We start from the raw sequence: 18,162 nt of genomic DNA, 5'->3' as shown, positions 1-18,162 counted from the left end.
TCCTTCGTGTATCGTCACCGTTGGCCGTTTCACCCTAAGCGACTCGCTCAGCAATTTAATAAAGAATGGCCGGGGGTCTTGCGAAGTAAAGGATTCTTTTGGCTAGCGTCTCGACCCGATATTCAAGCTATGTGGAGTCATGCTGGTCTTTCAGTGATGTTCGAACCATTAGCCCCGTGGTATGCATCTACACCTGAAGATGAGTGGGGACTAGAAACCGATGAGGAGCGAGCGGGACTTGAAGCACGTTGGGATCCTCTACTTGGTGACCGTCAGACCGAGATTGTTTTTATAGGTATTGACATGGATGAAGACGCTATCCGAAGCCGCTTAGATTCATGTGTGCTTACAGGTCGAGAGTTCGAGAAGGGTTTTAAAAAGTGGTTGCAATTCACGGATCCGCTACCTGAATGGGATATGTCTGCCATTTTGAGCTAGCTCATACGCCACGACCACCGCTTAATCACTTCAACCCTGGTTGCCCAGTGGGTATCTCTCCACACCTTTACCGTAATATGCCACCGCTAGCATTAGCCATGACCCGCTCAAGATCTGCCCGAGTTACGGTTACCATATCTCCGTGCTGATTTAAAACAAGTGCAGCTAGCGCAACACCTCGCTGCATTCCTGCCTCCATATCATTGTCAAGGAAACCATCTATCAGGCCGGCCATGAATCCGTCTCCAGCCCCAAGCCGATCAATCATTACGGTTGGAACCGACGGAATTTCCAACACATCACCGTTAAGCAAACCGATGGCACCCTCGTTAGAGCAAGTCAACACTACGTTACTTGCCTCCGTCAGACCTGCAAGGCGATTTAACATTTCAATCGGTTCGCCCGTTAACCCAAATACGTTGGACGCGTCCTCCTGTCCACAAACTAAGATGTCAACCAGAGGAAATAAAGTTTCTAACCGTTTCTTGGCTTCCTCGGGATACCAAAGTTTAGAACGATAATTCACATCAAAACTCACAACAATTCCTCGGGCACGGGCACGACGCATGGCTTCCTCGACAAGTTCAGAGAGGCCCTCACTAAGAGCCGGGGTAATACCGGTAAGGTGAAGCACCCGAGTATCAAGGAGATAATCCCAATCCACTTCTTGTGAGGACAACTGCGTCACTCCGGAATTATCCCTATCGTAAATGACTTCATTGCTACTCGGGGGAACAGCGAATTCAACGAAATATGTTCCCACTCTAGCTCTAGCTGTTGTTACCACTGCACTAGTGTCAATTCCAGCTTCCACAAGTCCGCGAATGATGAACCGTCCGATAGGTCCATCAGGTAGTCGACTTATCCAGCCGGCTTGTCGCCCGAGACCAGCTAAAGCCGCACAGACATTACTCTCAGTCCCACCAGGGACAACGTCAAACCTACGCGCCTTTTCTAGGCGTTGCCCGACTGGTACGCTCATCCGCAACATTGTTTCACCGAAGGTAGTGAGGTCAAAACGAGTACTAGTCAAACGGCGACCTCCGTCTCTCGTGCTTTTCGGAGCGCCTCCGTCAATGTCCGGGCTCGTACAGACAGGGCACTCAGTTCAGTAGGTGTTTGCCGAACATTTTTGACTAACGCTGCCCCGATTCCGAAAGCAGCTGCTCCAACCTTGTGATAGTCCTTTAAATTGTTAGCATCTATGCCGCCAGTTGGCACAAAATCGATATTGTCTAGCGGCGCTCTTAACGCCTTTAGGTAAGCAGGCCCAAGGACATTCGAAGGAAATAGTTTCATCATGAGGCATCCTGTTTGATAGGCCAGATCAGCCTCGGAGGCTGTAAACACTCCTGGGAGATGAAGAGTCTCTTGTGAGGCGCTATAGGCGAGACTCTTAAGATCTAAATTAGGTGAAACGAGAAACTCTGCTCCTGCTCCCAGGACTGCTTCTGCATCAGCGACGGTACGTACGGTACCTGCACCGACCAGGACATCTTGAAACTGTTCTCGTAGTGACGTTATTCCCTTGAGAGCATCCGGGGTGTTTAGTGTAATCTCGATAGCTTGAATACCGTTTCCTATAAGGACCTCAGCGATGTCAATAAGCTCGGATGCTCGGAAATCACCACGAATTATGGCGATAAGCCCGTGCTGCTTAATTAACTGCCGGGTACGTTGGATTCCTGCACCCATTGGGGTAACCCCTTTTCGTTTCCTTCAATACAACTTTCTTTACTTTCAAGATCGTAATTCGACGCTAATTCTACCCTGATGAAAGGATCTCTCAGAGTAATTCCTATCAGTTCATTTCACGAAGTGCTGAAGTATTATCTGTTTTGATAACCCTGTCATTTGTCTACCTCTATGACAATCTTGTGGACACCTTTGCCGTAACTCTCGTTTAGTTCGAAGGCTTCAGTAGCCCGTTCGAGCTCAAATCTGTGTGACACAAGGTCATCAAGGTCAAGCGTCTCGGATTCAGCAAGCGCGATGGCCCGTGGATAGGTATGCTTCATACGGCGTGACATGAAAATAGTGAGGCCTTTACGCCGGAACGTTGAGTGGTTCAGCACTAGCCGATCGTCACCTGGAATCCCGACCAATACCAACCTGCCGCCAGGCCGCACCATATTGCCAGCCACAGCTACGCTATCGTCAGCCCAGGCAGCCTCAAAAACCACGTCAACACCACGACCACTTGTCACTTCCTCAATGGCAGCAGCTGGGTCAAAACCTGGCTCAACACGCCAAGCCTGTGTTGCTCCCCAAGAACGCGCTTTATTGACCCGCCACTGGTGGAGGTCAAACCCAAATATTTTTGAGGCACCTGAGAGTTCCGCCAGCTTAAGGATTAGCAGCCCTACAGGGCCACAACCGATGACAGCAACAGTCTCCGCTACCTTCAGGCGTCCTAGATCAACCGCGTGAAGAGCCACGCCGAGAGTTTCTAGGAGGGTACCAGCGCCATCGCTAGTAGCAGACGAAATTGGGAAACAATTCCGGGAGTTTACGACCATGGATTCGCGTAACGCACCATCATCAGGGTATAGACCGTAAAAAGCTTTCGGCACGAGGTTAGGGTGCCCCTTCTCGAAAAGCTCATGATGCTCATTAGGAACTGCAGGGTCAACTGCTACGCGACTACCAATCTGAAGTGGCAAATAGTTTCCATCAAGCGCACCCTCTCCAACAGCAACGATCGTACCCATGAACTCGTGTCCAAGAATTCCGGGGGACTTATACTCCGTATCGCCTATGCGCCCATCAGTATAAGAGTGGAGATCAGAACCGCATATCCCTACTGCACCAACTCGTAAAAGGGCCTCTCCGGGACCCGGTGGTGAGGGCGGTGGTACATCCTCAACTCGGAGATCTCTCGGGCCATGTAGCCGTACGGCCTTCATAATTTCGGTCTCGCAATCACAATCTTCCTACTGCAAGTTTTGCTTTTTTGACGAGAGGAAGTAGGTTTTTTTCGACATCGTTATCTCCTTTGGGCAACTCAACCCCACTGAAGACAAACCAATCTTCAGTGTGCTCAGAGGTCCCTCCAGCTTCGAGGGTGCGGAGTGGCGCAAGGGTTTCAAGCTCGAGCATAAAGTCGTTAGTGAACAACTCAATCGCGCTTCCGAGATCTGGGTATTTACCTCTGTTATCGTGCTCGAAAATCTTCACGAAGGCATTACCGTCCACTACGTAGGCAACCCATCCATCAGGAACTTGAGCGCCGAATTTCTGTGGGCTTTCTGCTAATTGGTCCTGACGAAGAAGTATGTAACGAGTTCCCCAGGTCCATCGCGAATCGGCCATGTCGGTGTAGGGCCACATGGTTAAGGTGTTAGCTGGCAACAGATTTTCCGGATGCTGTCCTCGCGGCGGTAACGGCACAACACCTGCCCCACCAGTTTTCATTACTGAGAGTGCCCAGGGTGCTAAGGTGACATCCCACATTCCATGGTTGACTAACCTGTGAGTAATTCGAACGTGAGTTGAATCAACAGACATTGCAATGTCGATCTCTTTTTGTAGACCCGTGGCAGACTCTGGAGATTGCACCACGTGTATAACCCCATCACACTCATTAACTTCAACTGGGGTGTTATCCGGTTGGTAAGTACGCTCTTGATCTTCAGGGGCGTGCCAAAAGCGGTGGCCACCAAACATTCTCCACTGTTGCCCTAGAGTCTTGCCAAGATCATCTGCCACCTCACAAAAAAGGTTCTCTTCATTGACAAACCCAAGGCGGATCACACGAGGTCCAACATCTCCAGTGATAACCAAGTCAATAATGTTATTGCTTAAGCGATGACATGTTTCCCAACCCCCGTAAGAGACCGTTTCAAGACTCAGCACAGGATCGACCACCAGGTTTGTCGAGTAATTCTTTCAAATTCAAATGGCAACACATTCATTCGATTCTCCTCTTCACTCGGGATCCTTCTGCCCATAGACGTGGGTATACCGGTGATGGAGTTTTTTGATGTCTTCGGATGAAATTTGTAACGGTTCACCTAGTCGCAACGCCAGGTAGGTGGTTCGAGCTACATCTTCACACATCACTGCGGCCTTTACTGCATCCCTTGGTGTTTTACCTAAAGCGAACACACCATGATTCTGGAGGAGCACCGCGGGTGAGCTGTGACCGGTTAACACCCTCACAACTTCCCGTCCTATCTCTTCGCCGCCAATAAGGGCAAATCCGCCACAAGGTATAGGTCCACCAAATTCGTCAGCCATAGCCGTAAGGAAACAGGGGATTTCCCGACCGAGTGCGGAAAAAGCAGTGGCGTATGCACTGTGGGTGTGAACAATACCGCCAATCTCGGGCATATGCTGATATATGTGGGCATGGGTCGCTGTATCAGACGATGGCTTATACTTGTCGTCACACTCTAACGTCTCAATATCAACCGTGCACATTGAGTTTGGTTGAAGCTCTTCAAATAAAAGCCCGCTTGGCTTTATTACCATTGAATTGCGCCCTAACTCTCGCCCACTAATGTTTCCACTGGTCCAACTAACAAGATTATTGCGGGGAAGCTCGTGATGGAGTTGGCAAACCTCTTCACGTAGGACCTTGTTTGTTTCAGTCTTCATCTTTTTGTCCATCCGCGGTAAGTACTTCATGGCGGATTTTGCGGAGGCGCTTCATGACATCATTTCCTCCTCTACCAAAGGTGTCATAGAGGGCCTTGTATTCACTGTAGATCCTGTCGTATACAGCGCTATTCTCGGGAATTGGGTTGACCACATCATCTTTTATCTTGCCCATCTTTTCAGCCGCCTCCTGAATGTCTGGATAGTATCCTGCTGCTACAGCAGCGTGCATGGCTGAACCAAGAGCAGGTGACTGTGCTGACCCAGCTAATTTTAAGGTACGACCTGTAACATCAGCATAAATTTGCCGTAATAGAGCGTTCTTTTCAGGAAGGCCACCAGCAGCAATCAATTCGTTGACGGGAACTCCTCTTACCTCGAAAGCCTCAATGATTTCACGTGTACCGAAGGCGGTACTTTCAATTAACGCCCGGTAAATATCAGGAGCTCTGGTGGCAAGGGTCATACCTATCATCAGACCGCTCAGGTCAACATCCACCAATGTCGAACGATTACCATTCCACCAGTCTAGAGCGATAAGTCCATGTTGCCCAACTGCCTGTTTTGCAGCTTCGCTCTCGAGATACTCATGGATTCCAAGACCGGCATCTAGAGCGGCTTGGTGGTACTCCGGTGGTACCGCATGGTCGACATACCACGCAAAAATATCGCCAACGCCGCTCTGACCTGCTTCATACCCGTACAATCCTGGGACAACACCCCCATCGACCACACCGCACATCCCGTCAACATTTTCTACTTCATGAGCCGACATAATGTGACAAGTTGAGGTGCCCATAATCATGACCATTGCTCCAGGACCAGTCGCCTTGACGGCTGGGGCCGTAACATGAGCGTCGACATTAGCCACGGCAACCGCGATACCTGGCTTTAACCCAGTGGCATCAGCCAGCACCTGAGTAAGACCACCAGCACGCTGGCCAAGGGGAGCAAACTCTCTCGTCATCTTCTCGTCAACAACGTTAGCGAAGTCAACGTTTAACGCCGCAAAGTACTCTGCAGAAGGGTAGTCACCGTTTTGAACCATTGCCTTATACCCGGCAGTGCAGGCGTTACGAACTTCTATTCCTGTTAACTGCCAGATCACCCAGTCGGTTGCTTCAAGCAACCGGTCAGCTGCTTGATAAAGTTCAGGGTCTTCTTCCAGGATCTGCAAGGCCTTCGCGAAAAACCACTCACTGCTTATCTTCCCGCCGTAACGATCAAGCCAAGTTTCGCCCATCGATCGGGCAGTTTGATTGATCCGGTCGGCCTGAGATTGTGCGGCATGATGCTTCCATAGCTTCACCCAGGCGTGAGGTCGATCTTGCCAGGACTCTAGAGCGCGCAGTGGGGTTCCATCAGCTTTGGTTGGTAACATGGTACAGGCCGTAAAATCTATTGCCAAGACGATTATGTTCTCTGGGTCAATACCGCTCTCGGTAAGTACAGCTGGGACGGTGGTCGTAATAGACTTAATGTAGTCAAGAGGGTCCTGAAGGGCCCAGTCGGGCGGTAGGTTGTCAGTACTACCAGGTAGGTGTTTATCAATTACCCCATTAGAGTAGTCATAAACTGCCGTGGCAACCTCTTGGCCATCCCGCACATCCACAAGTAACGCCCTCGCAGAAAGAGTGCCGAAGTCGATTCCGATCGTATACATGACGCTATATTCCCTCCCAAATTCTCTTGGGTCAACAGCCCGTTAGGGCTTTTAATTGCTTGCTAATCTGCCAGATTGCACCAAAGTTAAGTTTGCAAAAGGCAATTGCATGCCTCGGCTGGACTCCTTCGAGCAGTGTGACCTTACCAGAATTAGTCCGTCGACCGAATCATAATACCGTCACAATCTCAAAGCGTGCGGATAACAGCGTAGTTTTACTCCTGACAAGAATACCCTCTACAAAGACAAGGTTTTAGGAGGAAGTACCGAATTGCGCGGTAAATTTTGCCATGACGCCCTCATCCATGGGTGTGCTTGCCGCTTGAACGTTACTTTCTAGCTGCTCGACGTTCAAACTGCCAATTGGATTTCCATGTATGCGTTGTTCGTCCAAACAGAATTGTATGGCCAACTGCAGCAAATTGACGTCTTCTTCTCGGCACCAGTTAAGAATTTTCGTTGCAGCGCCAACATCAGGATCGTTTTCATAACGACCTTTTTTGCGAAATTCGTCTATATCTATACCGGTTAGTAATCCCCTTAGGATCGACCAGCCGTTCATTATCCCGATGTCTGCCTCGGTAGCTGCCGGCAGTAGCTTTTCAGTGGCCGTGGTGCGTACCAAATTGAAATCATTGAAGCAAAGCATAAAATCCACATCGCCAGTCGCTATTGCGGCTAGATGAAACTCGTGTGGCTTCATTCCAAAACCGACGTTACGCACTAGGCCGCGGCCCTTTAACGACAATAAGCCCTCTAAAGTACCTCCTTTGGCAAGGGTAGGCTCGATTGTTAGTGGATCGTGTATGAGCATGCCGTCAAAATAATCAGTACCAAGGATCTGGAGTTGATCCTCAATGTCACGAACAACCCGATCTGATGAGTAGTCGGGTTCGCCTTTACCGTAAAACCCCCATTGTTCACCTGAGTGACAGCAGAGACGACCTGTGATGATAACGTCCTCGCGAGGAATCTCTCTAAGAGCTAAACCTAGCTTTCTCAAGGAGTCACCGTAACAGCGAGCGCAGTCGAAGTGGTTTACGCCGAGAGAGATTGCGTGCTTGATAAGAGCGATGGCTTCCTCATCTGAAACGGGACCAAAGTTATTCCCAAAACCTTGTGTACCGAACGGGATTACGGGAATGTCTAGCTCGGTTTTGCCGAGCCGGCGACGGGGTAGGTTCATTAAGATTTCCTCCATTCGTTTTCCTCTACGCACCAGTTTAGGGTGTTACGTAACAACACCTGGTACGAAGGATGACTCCAAATATTTGGAAAATGACCAGGCACAAGAACACAAACACGACCCTTACCCTCACGCCTAGTCCAACCAGCTGGCTGAACACCATGCTCAGAAGAAGCTTCAAGGAAAAGATCAACATCAGGATCACTCATAGTCATCTGGTAATGCTCATCAAGCAACGTAAAACCAACACTATCAATCACCAAATCATGACCAACATGCGGTTCAACCGTAACAGGACACGGGGCTGGATGGCCCGCAAAAACCCCACCCATCAAACTACACAACGAAGGACACTCATCATACAAAGCCGTACCCGAATGCAAAACCAACAAACCATTGCCTTGACGCACATAATCAACAAAATCCTTACCGATCTCCTCCGTCGCCCAAGGTTCAGGATCCTCTTCCGTTCGTTGATTAGCCTTAGAAAAAACAATAAGCGGATAATCATCCATCTTGCTTCTAGACCAATCACCTGGATCCTCTAGAAACTCAAACTCAAAAGGACCACTACGAAGACCCAACAACCCATCCCGAGTTAAGGAAACCGGGTGCCATTTGTCACCACACAAAACCAGTACACGCATAAAAACTCCTTACAACACTCAATTGCACATCATGACAGCCAACACCACCCCACCACAAGCCACAAGGTAGGTTAGGCTGTGCAGTAAAATGTGGGTAGTGATCTACAACCTTGAGGCACTGCTAAGGTTTTATGAGGTATGTGTTGTGTTTATAAGGGATTAGTTAGGATTTAACTTTGGAGGGTGAGATTGGTGCTTGAAGCTCGTTTAACGATTCGGGAAAATGCTTCTACTTTGGTTTACGATCCCATGATTTTTGGGGGTTTTATTGAGCATTTTGGGCGTCAGATTTATGGGGGGTTGTTTGACCCTGGTTCACCTCTTTCGAATGAGAGTGGTTTCCGTTTAGATGTGTTGGAAGCATTAAGGGAATTGAAGGTTCCGATTGTACGGTGGCCGGGCGGTTGTTACGTTAGTGGTTATCACTGGGAAAATGGTGTTGGTAAGGATCGCTCTCCGACTGACGATATGGCTTGGGGAGTAGTCGAGCCTAATACTTTCGGAACTGATGAGTTTGTTGAGCTTTGTCGTCTTCTTGATTGGGAGCCTTACATTTGTAATAACGCGGGTAACGGAACGATCAAGGAGATGCGAGATTGGTTGGAATACTGTAACAGTGAAGATGGGCGGTTTGCCGAGTTACGTAAGGACGCTGGTAACGTCATTCCGCACGACATCCAAATCTGGAGTATTGGCAATGAGAATTGGGGTGAGTGGGAGATTGGTTATAAACCGATCGAGGAGTGGGCACCCTTTGTTCTTGAAGCTGCTAAGGCAATGAAGGAAGTTGATCCTGATGTTCGTTTGTCGGCTGCTTCAATGTCAACTCGAGAGTGGACCGTGCCGCTTTTGAAGGCTGCCGGTTCTTACTTGGATTTCATCTCTATCCATGGTTATTGGCGTGTTCATTCGGATGATCGTGATGTTTCTGATTATTTACCTTGCATCATGCAGTCAGGAGAGCCTGAAGTGGTGATTAAGGAAACTATTGCTTCTCTTGAGGAAGCTGGTTACCGGGGCAAAATTAAGATTGCTTTTGACGAGTGGAATTTACGTGGTTGGCACCACCCTGGTTTCCCTAGGAAAGAAGTGCAGGATTATGGTGATCCTGAGGTAATTAAGCTGGTTGCGGCGCGCGAGCAGAACTTGATTGCTAGTCAGTACACCATGGCGGATGCTCTGTTTTCAGCTTCGTTCTTCAATTCTTGCCTCCGTCATGCCGATGACGTCACCATGGCTAACATCTCTCCTTTGGTGAACACGCGGGGACCGCTTTTTGTGCACCCAACTGGGGTTGTTAAGCGCACTCATTTTCATGCCCTTGCAATGTACGCCAATCAGCTTGAATCACGTGTTGTTGAAACTGATGTTACTTCCGATTTACTATCGCATGACTCTAAATCTATCCCTGTTTTCGATAGTGTCGTGACTGTTAACGACGTTGGTGATTCCTGGTCCATTGCGCTCGTGAATCGCCATCCTACTGAAAAAGTTTCGTGCCGTTTAGTTGTTGAGGGGAAAGTGCTTGATGGTAATTACGGAGCGACTATCCTTCGTGGGGACAGTGCTGATTCTTACAACGATGTTGAACAACCTGACCGAGTAACTCCAGAAGAAGTATCAGTGACCTGCGAGGAGGGTGTCGTTGAGCTTCAACCTCACTCCTTAACGATCTTAAGAGTAATTAATTAATCGCTACTGAGGGTTTCGGGATGCATGGACTAAACTTCGTGATTTTTCTGGGACACTACGCAGCAATACATTATTTTGATAGAGGAGTCTTTGGATACGGAGTGGTTCTTACCTACCGGCACATCTGATTTACTCTTTTACTACTCTTGGCCCACACGCCTTACAACCCGGCCGCCTGAACCTGCCACTAGCGTTCCTGTACCTGATTGTTCGGAGGCTTTCTGGGCGAGACTACGGTCGGGAGCTTCTACTTTTGCTTTGCCGGCGTCCGCTACGGAAAGGACAGAATCCTTGAGTAGCTGAGCGTAAGGGTGTTCAGGAGATTCGAGGATCGTTTGGGCTGGGCCCATCTCCACGATGTAGCCCTTCTGCATGATGGCAAGGCGATCAGAAATGTAGTAAGCGGTTGCAAGGTCATGAGTAATGTAAAGAACGGTGACATTAAAGTTATCTCTTAAGTCACGTAAGAGGTTTACGATAGACATGCGTAGTGAAGCATCCACCATTGAGACTGGTTCATCAGCAATGAGAATCTCGGGGTTAGGTATTAATGCTCGGGCTATAGCTACGCGTTGCAACTGACCCCCGGACAGCTCGTGTCCGTATCGTCCTCGGATTTCCGCGAGGCTCAAACCAACCTTCTGGAGGGCCTCGTCCATTGCAGCGTCTACCTCATCGTCTTCTTTGGCGCCCAGTAGAACTCTAGCGCTAGCCTCAAGGTATCGATCTACGTGCTTTAGTGGGTTAAACGCCTCGAATGGGTTTTGGAAGACGGGTTGGACGTGCCGCATGAATTCGAGACGGGCTGCTCGGTTACGCTTACCACCGATCAGTTGGCCACCAAGTCGGAGTTCCCCTGAACTCGGTTCTTCAAGACCCAGGATCATGCGGGCTAGCGTAGTTTTACCAGAGCCGGACTCACCAACTATGGTGAACACCTCAGGCTGTCCCTCCTCAATAGTGAAACTAGCGTCCACAACCGCCTCAACGTACGAGCGGGAGAACACGCCGCCCATAGCGAAACGTTTTGAGACGTGATTAATTTCGAGGATCGCGCTCATGCTCGTCCCTCGGATTCTAATTCGTTGATCGTCGTGAGTGGTGTGACGTCGTCACTACGCCAGCAGGCTGACCGGTGATCATCACCTACCACCTCTAACGGTGGGACTTCAGTGGTGCATTTGTCAATAGCTAAGGGGCAACGCGGGTGGAATCTACAACCGGTTGGTGGGTCGGAAAGGTTCGGTGGTCGTCCCTCCAGAGCTGGCTTGCGGCTGGTGTCACCAATACGCGGCAAACTAGATACCAGATGCGCAGTGTAAGGGTGTTTCGGGGCGGTGAAGAGCGTGCGGGTAGGCCCTTCCTCTACTATGCGGCCAGCGTACATAATGCCAATACGATCTGCCATGTTCGCGTGCACGCTCATGTCGTGCGTGACAAAAACTACGGAGGATTGTAGTGACCTGCGGATCTCATCAAGCATCGCCAGGACGTCCTTCTGTACAACCACGTCAAGTGCCGTTGTGGGTTCGTCAGCAATAATGAAATCAGGTTGGCAAACAGTAGCCAGAGCTATGCACACGCGTTGACGCATACCGCCAGATAACTCATGTGGATAAGCTTTGAGTACCTCAGGAACCAAGTCAAGACGAGCGAGGTGTGCTGTTACTGCCTCCCAAAATCCTGACTCGGACAAACCCATGTGCTTAAACGCAAAGTCTTTAAAACTCTTATTAATACGCCGCACTGGATTAAGTACACTCATTGAGCCCTGCATGATGTAAGACACGTGGGCCCACCGAATTTGGTTGAGTTCTTCCTCGGATACTGCTTGGGGGTCTAACTCTAAGTCACCAAATTGGTACTTTATTGATCCACTGACGATCTTGAGTGGGGGGCGTACTGCACCAGCAAAAGTCTTAATGAGGGTGGTTTTTCCTGAGGAGCTTTCCCCTGCTATGCCGTACACTTCGTTACGACGAATTGAGAGTGAAATGTCATCAACTGCGCGCACTTCGCGCTCCACCCCAAAGTAACTTGTTAAGTAGTACGCCTTCAGATTAGTCAGTGTTAGGGGATTATCGTTTTGTCCAACCGCAGTACTGTCAGGTCCTGTAGTCATTTAGTTACCCATCCTACGAAGGCGTGATCTCGGGTCGATGTATTCGTTGATGGACACCGCAACTAAGTACAGTCCGAGGAACATTATGACGAGACCGACTACTGGAAAGACAATCCACCACCAATGACCCACCATCATGGACGAGTGGTTATTCGCCCAGTAAATGACCGTGCCTATAGTTGGGATTGATAGGTTAGTGAAACCTAGGACCGCTAGTGTGACTTCGAAACCAATGGCCCACAACATGTTGGCCATGGCGGTTGTTAGGACGATGGGCATGACGTACGGCAGGTGCTCTTCGAACATGATTTTCCTGGCACTCATGCCGGAAAACACAGCATGTCGCGTGAATTCTCGGTGGCGCAAACCAAGCGTGATTGATCGTATCAGGCGCGCGTCGAAGGGCCAGCCTAGTAAAGCCATCATTATCGCTAGGGTGTAGGTATTGAGAGCATTCCCAACAATGAAATAGATGACCAGTAGTAGTGGGAAGATGGGCAGCGTGACGAAAACGTCGTTAATGATCATCAGAATCCGGTCGGTCAGGCCACCAACGTAACCGGACACGAGACCCACGGTGATTGAGATGACTCGACTCATTCCGGATACCATGATGCCGAAAACGAGGGTATTGCGGAATGCTAGGCTCAACCGCCAGAACAGATCCTGACCGCGAGAAGTAGTGCCGAACCAATGTTCAGCCGAAGGAGCTATGTCAGGCCAAACAACATAAGTATCTAAAGGATCAACGGGCGAAAAGAACGATAGTAGGGAGTAAATAATTATAATGCTGAGGAAAACAAAACCGATCAGGAACTCACGGTTATAACGAAGTAAGTCACGAACAACAGTAAAGAAAGCCATTAGCTTAATTCGCCCTCACTCTCGGATCAAGGAGAGGATAGAGGAGGTCAATAACGAAGATTGACGTTGCGACCGCTGCTACCGAGATAGAACCAACAGCAACGACTAATACGTAATCACCCATATCGATGGCCTGAATTAGAAGTCTGCCTAACCCAGGGTAACCAAATACTTCTTCCGTGATGACGGTTCCTGAAAACACTCCACCCAGGACCATAGCTAGTGCAGTTAGTTGAGGAAGGAGGGCATTCCGAATGACGTACGACCCAACAATCTTTTTCTTCTCAACGCCACCCATCTCCGCGTAAGTTACGTAATCCTCAGTAACAATGTTAGATACCAGAGCGCGCATACCGAGAAACCACATTCCGAACCCACCAAGTACAATTGATCCTGCCGGCAAGATAGAGTGATGCAAAATAGAAAGTATGTAATGAATGTTCCAACCCGGCTTTACAAACATTCCGGCACCACCGTTAATGGGTAGCACCGTCCAAAAAATCCCAAAGATCATTAGTAGAATAAAAGCAATAATGTAGTAAGGGATTGGTTGAATACCAATAGAAAGTACCCCAAATAACTTGAAGAACGGGTTTTTCTGGAAGTAACCCGCGAGTCCACCGAGGAGATTACCGACCGTCCAGGTAATAATTACGGAAGTAAAGAGCAATCCCAATGTCCAGGGGAGTGCACGAAGCACAATCTTCATGACGGGAGTTGGGAAAGCTGCTAAAGAAGGTCCCATGTCGCCCGTGGTGAGATTCTTAAGGAAACTAACGTACTGCTGCCACATGGGTACGTCCACGCCCAACATTTCTGTTAGTTTTGCCCTTAATGCCGCTTCCGCTTCGGGACTAAAGTTCGATCGTCCAATCCTCTGCCGCATCATATTTTCAACAGGATCAATTGGAGATAACTGAGTAACTAGGAAAACCCCGCTAACACCGAGGAACACCACAAGGAAGAGCTGTAACAGACGCTTAATTGCGAACAAACCATAAGCTTTCATCCGACGCACCCCTTCCAACAGCTAAGCAAGTCTAAACTAACCGAAACTCCGTGNCTGGTAATAAGNAGCTAGTAATTAGTTTACCCAAAAAAGTTCAGGGACTCAGTGTTGAGTCCCTGAACAATATAACCTTTTCGGCTATTTCAATCAATGTTCAATCGAATTAGTCGCAGGCTCCGGTCGACGTAATTTGGGTGTAGATGTAACGAGCGTTCGACCAGTTAGTAACGGGATTAGCGTAGTTATTAGTCGCATCTGGGTACCCGGTCCAACAACGGTTGCTCTGACCAACGAACAAGTTGTAGGACATGATCGGGATGGTTGGCATTTCGTGAACGGCTAGCTTAATGAAATCTATGCCGTACTCAACACCACGGGGATCATTGAACGAAATGCCACGAATGTTATCGATAATCGCATCGAGTTCAGGTCCGCCGTTCCAACGCTGCCAGTTACGGGCGCTCTGTCCTGTTCCTGGTTCAGCAACGTTGTCGCTACGCCAGCTATCAAGGAAGAACGAGAGATCTGGGTGACCTCCCCAGGTCTCAACTGACCAACCAATGTAAGCCTCGTAGTTACCGGCACCAATGCCGCCCCACAAGTCAGACGTGTCAACATTAGTCTCAATACCGAACTCAGTCAACTGCTCAGCTACGTTGCTAGCCAAACGGCCCATGACACCCGAGTCGGAACCTTGCATCTCGAGGGTGGCACGCTCGCCGTTAGGCGTGTTCCACCACTTACCACTCTTCGACCATCCAGCTGACTCAAGGAGGGTCGCAGCAGCGTCATGATTCTGAGCCCACCAGCCGTGCCCGAAGGTGTAACGAATGGTTTCGTCGTCCTCAGGAACACCGTCGTAAAGACCACGGACGCGATTGGCAATCTCTAGAGTTAGGTCAGGATTGTAAGGCTTGATGCTTGTGCCGTCACCCAAATCCAACTCGAAGTTGGTAAGCCAATCTTGAACTGCATCGTGATAGAACTTCGGGTACATTCCTGTGGGCGGAACGTGGATGGGGGTCATGGTCGCAGCACCACGGTAGCTCGCTAGTGACATTTCTACTGCGTCAAGCGCAAGCGCTACGGCCCAGCGGACACGACGATCAATCCACTTAGCATTACCATCAACATCCTCGTACTGGTGGTTAAACAGCAACATCGGTAGGGTTGGATCTGGGTGAGCGTACGGGAACCCAGGGTGCCAACTCTGGATGAGTGGGTCTTTCTTCATCAAGTCGATAGTGGCCTCAGGGGTCATATCGTGAACCATATCGAGACCTTGGTTACCTTCGTTGTTCAGAAGACCAATAGCACGCTTATCGATTGGTACGCCAGGTCGGTACACTTGGTACTTCGGTGCGGCCATGCCGTAATCCATACCCCAGCTAGACCGTTCCCAATCGTCACGTCTTACCCAAGCGAACCAAGTTCCGTTCGGGTCGTAACTATGAAGGACGTACTGGCCTATGCTGACTGGTCCCTCACCATCAATAGTTGGGTGGGAAGCTAGGTTGCCATCCCAAGTGGAGGGCTCTTCTAGATCTTCGAACACGTGCTTCGGCATGATGTAGCCTGGGGCGTTCCAGCGGACCATGAACTTCGTGTCGAATCGCGAGTTTGGAGCCTTGAGCCAGAACTTGACGGTGTGATCACCAATCGCAGCTACAGAAGCGACATTCTGGGCAAAGACTGGACCTGCGCCCATACCCCACTCCATCTGAGCTTCAACGGTGTAAACAACATCGTGCGCAGTGAACTCAACTGGGCCGTTTTGACCGTGACTCCAGTAAAGCCCTTCCGTAAGGTGAACAGTCAGCTCAGTGAAGTCGGCATTCCATTCTCCTGGACCAGCTGCGAGGGCGTTGTGAACAACCTCGCCATTGATTCCGGCGTTCGGATCGATGTACCACAAGGTATCAGCGGTGAGCTGCTGAAGACCGTTCGAGTAACCACCACCACAACCAATCCAAAGGTTGAAGCAATCTGGGTTAGTCGGTAACCCACCCGGATCTTCAATATATATTGTCTCCCCACGGGGAAACTCCTGAGCTTGGGCGGATACTAATAAACCCAAAGCTCCCAGGAAAAGTCCTGCTAGCATTAAGCGCTTCATGTAACCTCCTGTAAAAAACTCACTTGCAATTTACCTACCTGTCGCACGAGCAAACAACGACGTTCAGGTTCATTTTTTATAGATCCACCTTTACGCTGCATTCTTTATGGCGGAACCTATTTTGAACCTTCAAGTCGAGTGAAGGAATTGTATCACAGGTTGCCATCAGAATGAAGCGTTAACTATTACCGAACAAATCGTGAATAGTTTGTGTGCTTGAAATTAACTAGACTTAATTAAAGGCTCCTGGTCCTGATGCACATTTGATGCGGGGACCCAAATTTGCAATGTTTACGAATATTTTAGGTGTCGTAGTATCATGACTTTCAAGTATTTTTTCTCAGGAGGTAANCCCGCCATTGTTTAATCGAGATTGTTGGTTCTGCTTGTTAAAAAAGGTGATCTTCGTTGGCCTCTTTCTTCTTGTGGGGCAGATGCTTGCGGCACAAGAAGTCTTGGTTCCTGAGAGTTTCGTTGATACCACGGAGAGCGCGGGAATAAACACGCCGCACCGGAGTAATTGGGATCTCTTTGCAGAAAACCCTGAATTCGCTACCGGGGGTTACCTTGGTATGGGCCAAGCATGGGGAGACTACAACAACGATGGTTGGGTCGACCTCTTCCTCACCGGCGGCANACTACNAAACCACCTGTACCAAAATAATGGTGACGGTACCTTCGCAATATCTGAACACAATGACGATATCTCCCTGAAAGACGTTTGGACTGGTGGGGCCGTCTGGGCTGACTACAACAACGACGGCTTCAAAGACCTGTACGTCCTCGCGTACGGCGCTAACACCTTATTCCGTAACGAAGGAGGCCGAGGCTTCCGGGATGTCACTAAAGAAGCAGGAGTGGGCGACCCCCTCAGGAGCTTCACTGCCTCCTGGGGTGACTACAATAACGACGGGCATCTCGACCTGTACGTCACTAACTGGGCGTGCCACCCAGAGTGCCAACCAGCTGACCCTGCTAAAGCAAGTGACACGCTCTACAAAAATAATGGTGACGGTACTTTCGAGAACGCCTCTCACTTACTTGGCGACATGCTGCGCGGAGCTGGTTTCTCAGCTAGTTTCGCTGATTACGATAACGATGGTGACCTCGACATTTACGTGGTGAACGACATGATCGTTCATCCTATCGGGAATGTACTGTGGCGTAACGACGGACCTGGTTGTGGAGGCTGGTGCTGGACGGACGCCTCCAACGAAACAGGCACCGGAGCTATTCGCAGCAGCATGGGACTCGCGGTTGGTGATTACGATAATGACCTTGATTTAGACTTTTATTTTTCCGACATGGGCACTACCATGTCACTCCTTCAGAACGAGGGTGGGCAATTCCAGAAGGCATCTGAAGTTGCGGGTGTGGGAGCAGAAAAAGAACTTTACGGCAACATTGTGGGTTGGGGAACAGCATTCTTCGATTACGACAACGACGGCTGGCTTGACCTGTCATTAGCCACTACGGGCTACAGCATGTCCTTCACGTCCCCCGGGCCAACTGGAATTCTGGACAGGTTTCCTAACGTCCTCTACCAAAACCAGGGTGACGGTACTTTCATTGATGTCACCCCACCCAACTGGAAAGACCAAGATAGGGCTAGTTTAGGTATTGCTTATGCTGATTACAATAATGACGGTTTCATCGATCTGATCGTTGGTAACTGGCTTAATAATTACGCACTCCACCGCAATGCAGGACAAATAGGAACAAACAACAACTGGTTAACAATTCGACTCGAAGGAAGAAGCCCCATAAATAGGGACGCTATTGGTGCACGAGTGTACGTCACCACAACAGACGGCACCACTCGAATG

Annotated in this window: 16 protein-coding genes; 3 read left to right on the top strand and 13 right to left on the bottom strand. The window is 49.5% G+C overall.

The features are described from left to right. On the top strand, nt 1–438 hold a 438-nt coding region (locus CMO31_02090; protein MAZ52791.1), incomplete at its 5' end, for a hypothetical protein. A 67-nt stretch (nt 439–505) separates the two neighbouring features. Here CMO31_02090 and CMO31_02085 read toward each other — a convergent pair. The 8 genes from CMO31_02085 to CMO31_02050 all read right to left on the bottom strand — a co-directional run bounded on the left by CMO31_02085 (nt 506) and on the right by CMO31_02050 (nt 8,533). After that, entirely contained in the window at nt 506–1,471 is a 966-nt protein-coding gene (locus tag CMO31_02085; protein ID MAZ52790.1) for a 2-keto-3-deoxygluconate kinase, read from the bottom strand. Continuing rightward, nucleotides 1,468–2,133: a hypothetical protein gene (locus tag CMO31_02080; protein ID MAZ52789.1), complete on the bottom strand. Its 666-nt coding sequence runs from the start codon at nt 2,131–2,133 to the stop codon at nt 1,468–1,470. The genes CMO31_02085 and CMO31_02080 overlap by 4 nt, the downstream gene beginning before the upstream one ends. Nucleotides 2,134–2,288: 155 nt before the next feature. After that, nucleotides 2,289–3,344, bottom strand: coding sequence for an alcohol dehydrogenase (locus CMO31_02075; protein MAZ52788.1), 1,056 nt, complete (start codon nt 3,342–3,344; stop codon nt 2,289–2,291). A 16-nt stretch (nt 3,345–3,360) separates the two neighbouring features. After that, nucleotides 3,361–4,293, bottom strand: a complete 933-nt coding sequence (locus CMO31_02070; GenBank protein MAZ52787.1) for a hypothetical protein — start codon at nt 4,291–4,293, stop codon at nt 3,361–3,363. Between the two features lie 72 nt (nt 4,294–4,365). After that, nucleotides 4,366–5,049, bottom strand: a complete 684-nt coding sequence (locus CMO31_02065; GenBank protein MAZ52786.1) for an L-ribulose-5-phosphate 4-epimerase — start codon at nt 5,047–5,049, stop codon at nt 4,366–4,368. Beyond that, entirely contained in the window at nt 5,027–6,700 is a 1,674-nt protein-coding gene (locus CMO31_02060) for a ribulokinase (protein ID MAZ52785.1), read from the bottom strand. Before CMO31_02060 ends, CMO31_02065 begins: the two co-directional genes overlap by 23 nt. A gap of 253 nt (nt 6,701–6,953) precedes the next feature. Continuing rightward, on the bottom strand, nt 6,954–7,901 hold the full coding sequence (locus CMO31_02055; protein MAZ52784.1) for a hypothetical protein: 948 nt from the start codon (nt 7,899–7,901) through the stop codon (nt 6,954–6,956). Beyond that, nucleotides 7,886–8,533, bottom strand: a complete 648-nt coding sequence (locus CMO31_02050) for a hypothetical protein (protein ID MAZ52783.1) — start codon at nt 8,531–8,533, stop codon at nt 7,886–7,888. Before CMO31_02050 ends, CMO31_02055 begins: the two co-directional genes overlap by 16 nt. A gap of 192 nt (nt 8,534–8,725) precedes the next feature. On the opposite strand from CMO31_02050, the gene CMO31_02045 reads away from it, so the two are divergent. Continuing rightward, nucleotides 8,726–10,225 (top strand): alpha-N-arabinofuranosidase, encoded by a 1,500-nt coding sequence (locus CMO31_02045; protein MAZ52782.1) that lies wholly within the window; start codon nt 8,726–8,728, stop codon nt 10,223–10,225. 140 nt (nt 10,226–10,365) lie between these two features. Here CMO31_02045 and CMO31_02040 read toward each other — a convergent pair whose 3' ends face one another. From CMO31_02040 to CMO31_02020, 5 genes are all read right to left on the bottom strand, one after another. After that, nucleotides 10,366–11,286, bottom strand: coding sequence for an ABC transporter ATP-binding protein (locus CMO31_02040; protein ID MAZ52781.1), 921 nt, complete (start codon nt 11,284–11,286; stop codon nt 10,366–10,368). After that, complete coding sequence (locus CMO31_02035) at nt 11,283–12,347, bottom strand: ABC transporter ATP-binding protein (GenBank protein MAZ52780.1); 1,065 nt, start codon at nt 12,345–12,347, stop codon at nt 11,283–11,285. The genes CMO31_02040 and CMO31_02035 overlap by 4 nt, the downstream gene beginning before the upstream one ends. Continuing rightward, on the bottom strand, nt 12,348–13,211 hold the full coding sequence (locus CMO31_02030) for a peptide ABC transporter (protein ID MAZ52779.1): 864 nt from the start codon (nt 13,209–13,211) through the stop codon (nt 12,348–12,350). A 4-nt stretch (nt 13,212–13,215) separates the two neighbouring features. Further along, nucleotides 13,216–14,220, bottom strand: coding sequence for an ABC transporter permease (locus tag CMO31_02025; protein ID MAZ52778.1), 1,005 nt, complete (start codon nt 14,218–14,220; stop codon nt 13,216–13,218). A 163-nt stretch (nt 14,221–14,383) separates the two neighbouring features. After that, entirely contained in the window at nt 14,384–16,324 is a 1,941-nt protein-coding gene (locus CMO31_02020; protein ID MAZ52777.1) for a peptide ABC transporter, read from the bottom strand. Nucleotides 16,325–16,695: 371 nt separating this feature from the next. Between CMO31_02020 and CMO31_02015 the strand changes: the two genes are divergently transcribed. After that, nucleotides 16,696–18,162 (top strand): hypothetical protein (locus CMO31_02015; GenBank protein ID MAZ52776.1); only part of this gene is annotated, 1,467 nt, incomplete at its 3' end.

The organism is Trueperaceae bacterium, from assembly GCA_002707365.1.
Classification (GTDB): Bacteria; Deinococcota; Deinococci; order Deinococcales; family Trueperaceae; genus UBA6957.
The sequence above is the reverse complement of the archived record's forward strand: the minus strand, read 5'-3'. Positions and strand labels throughout refer to the sequence as shown.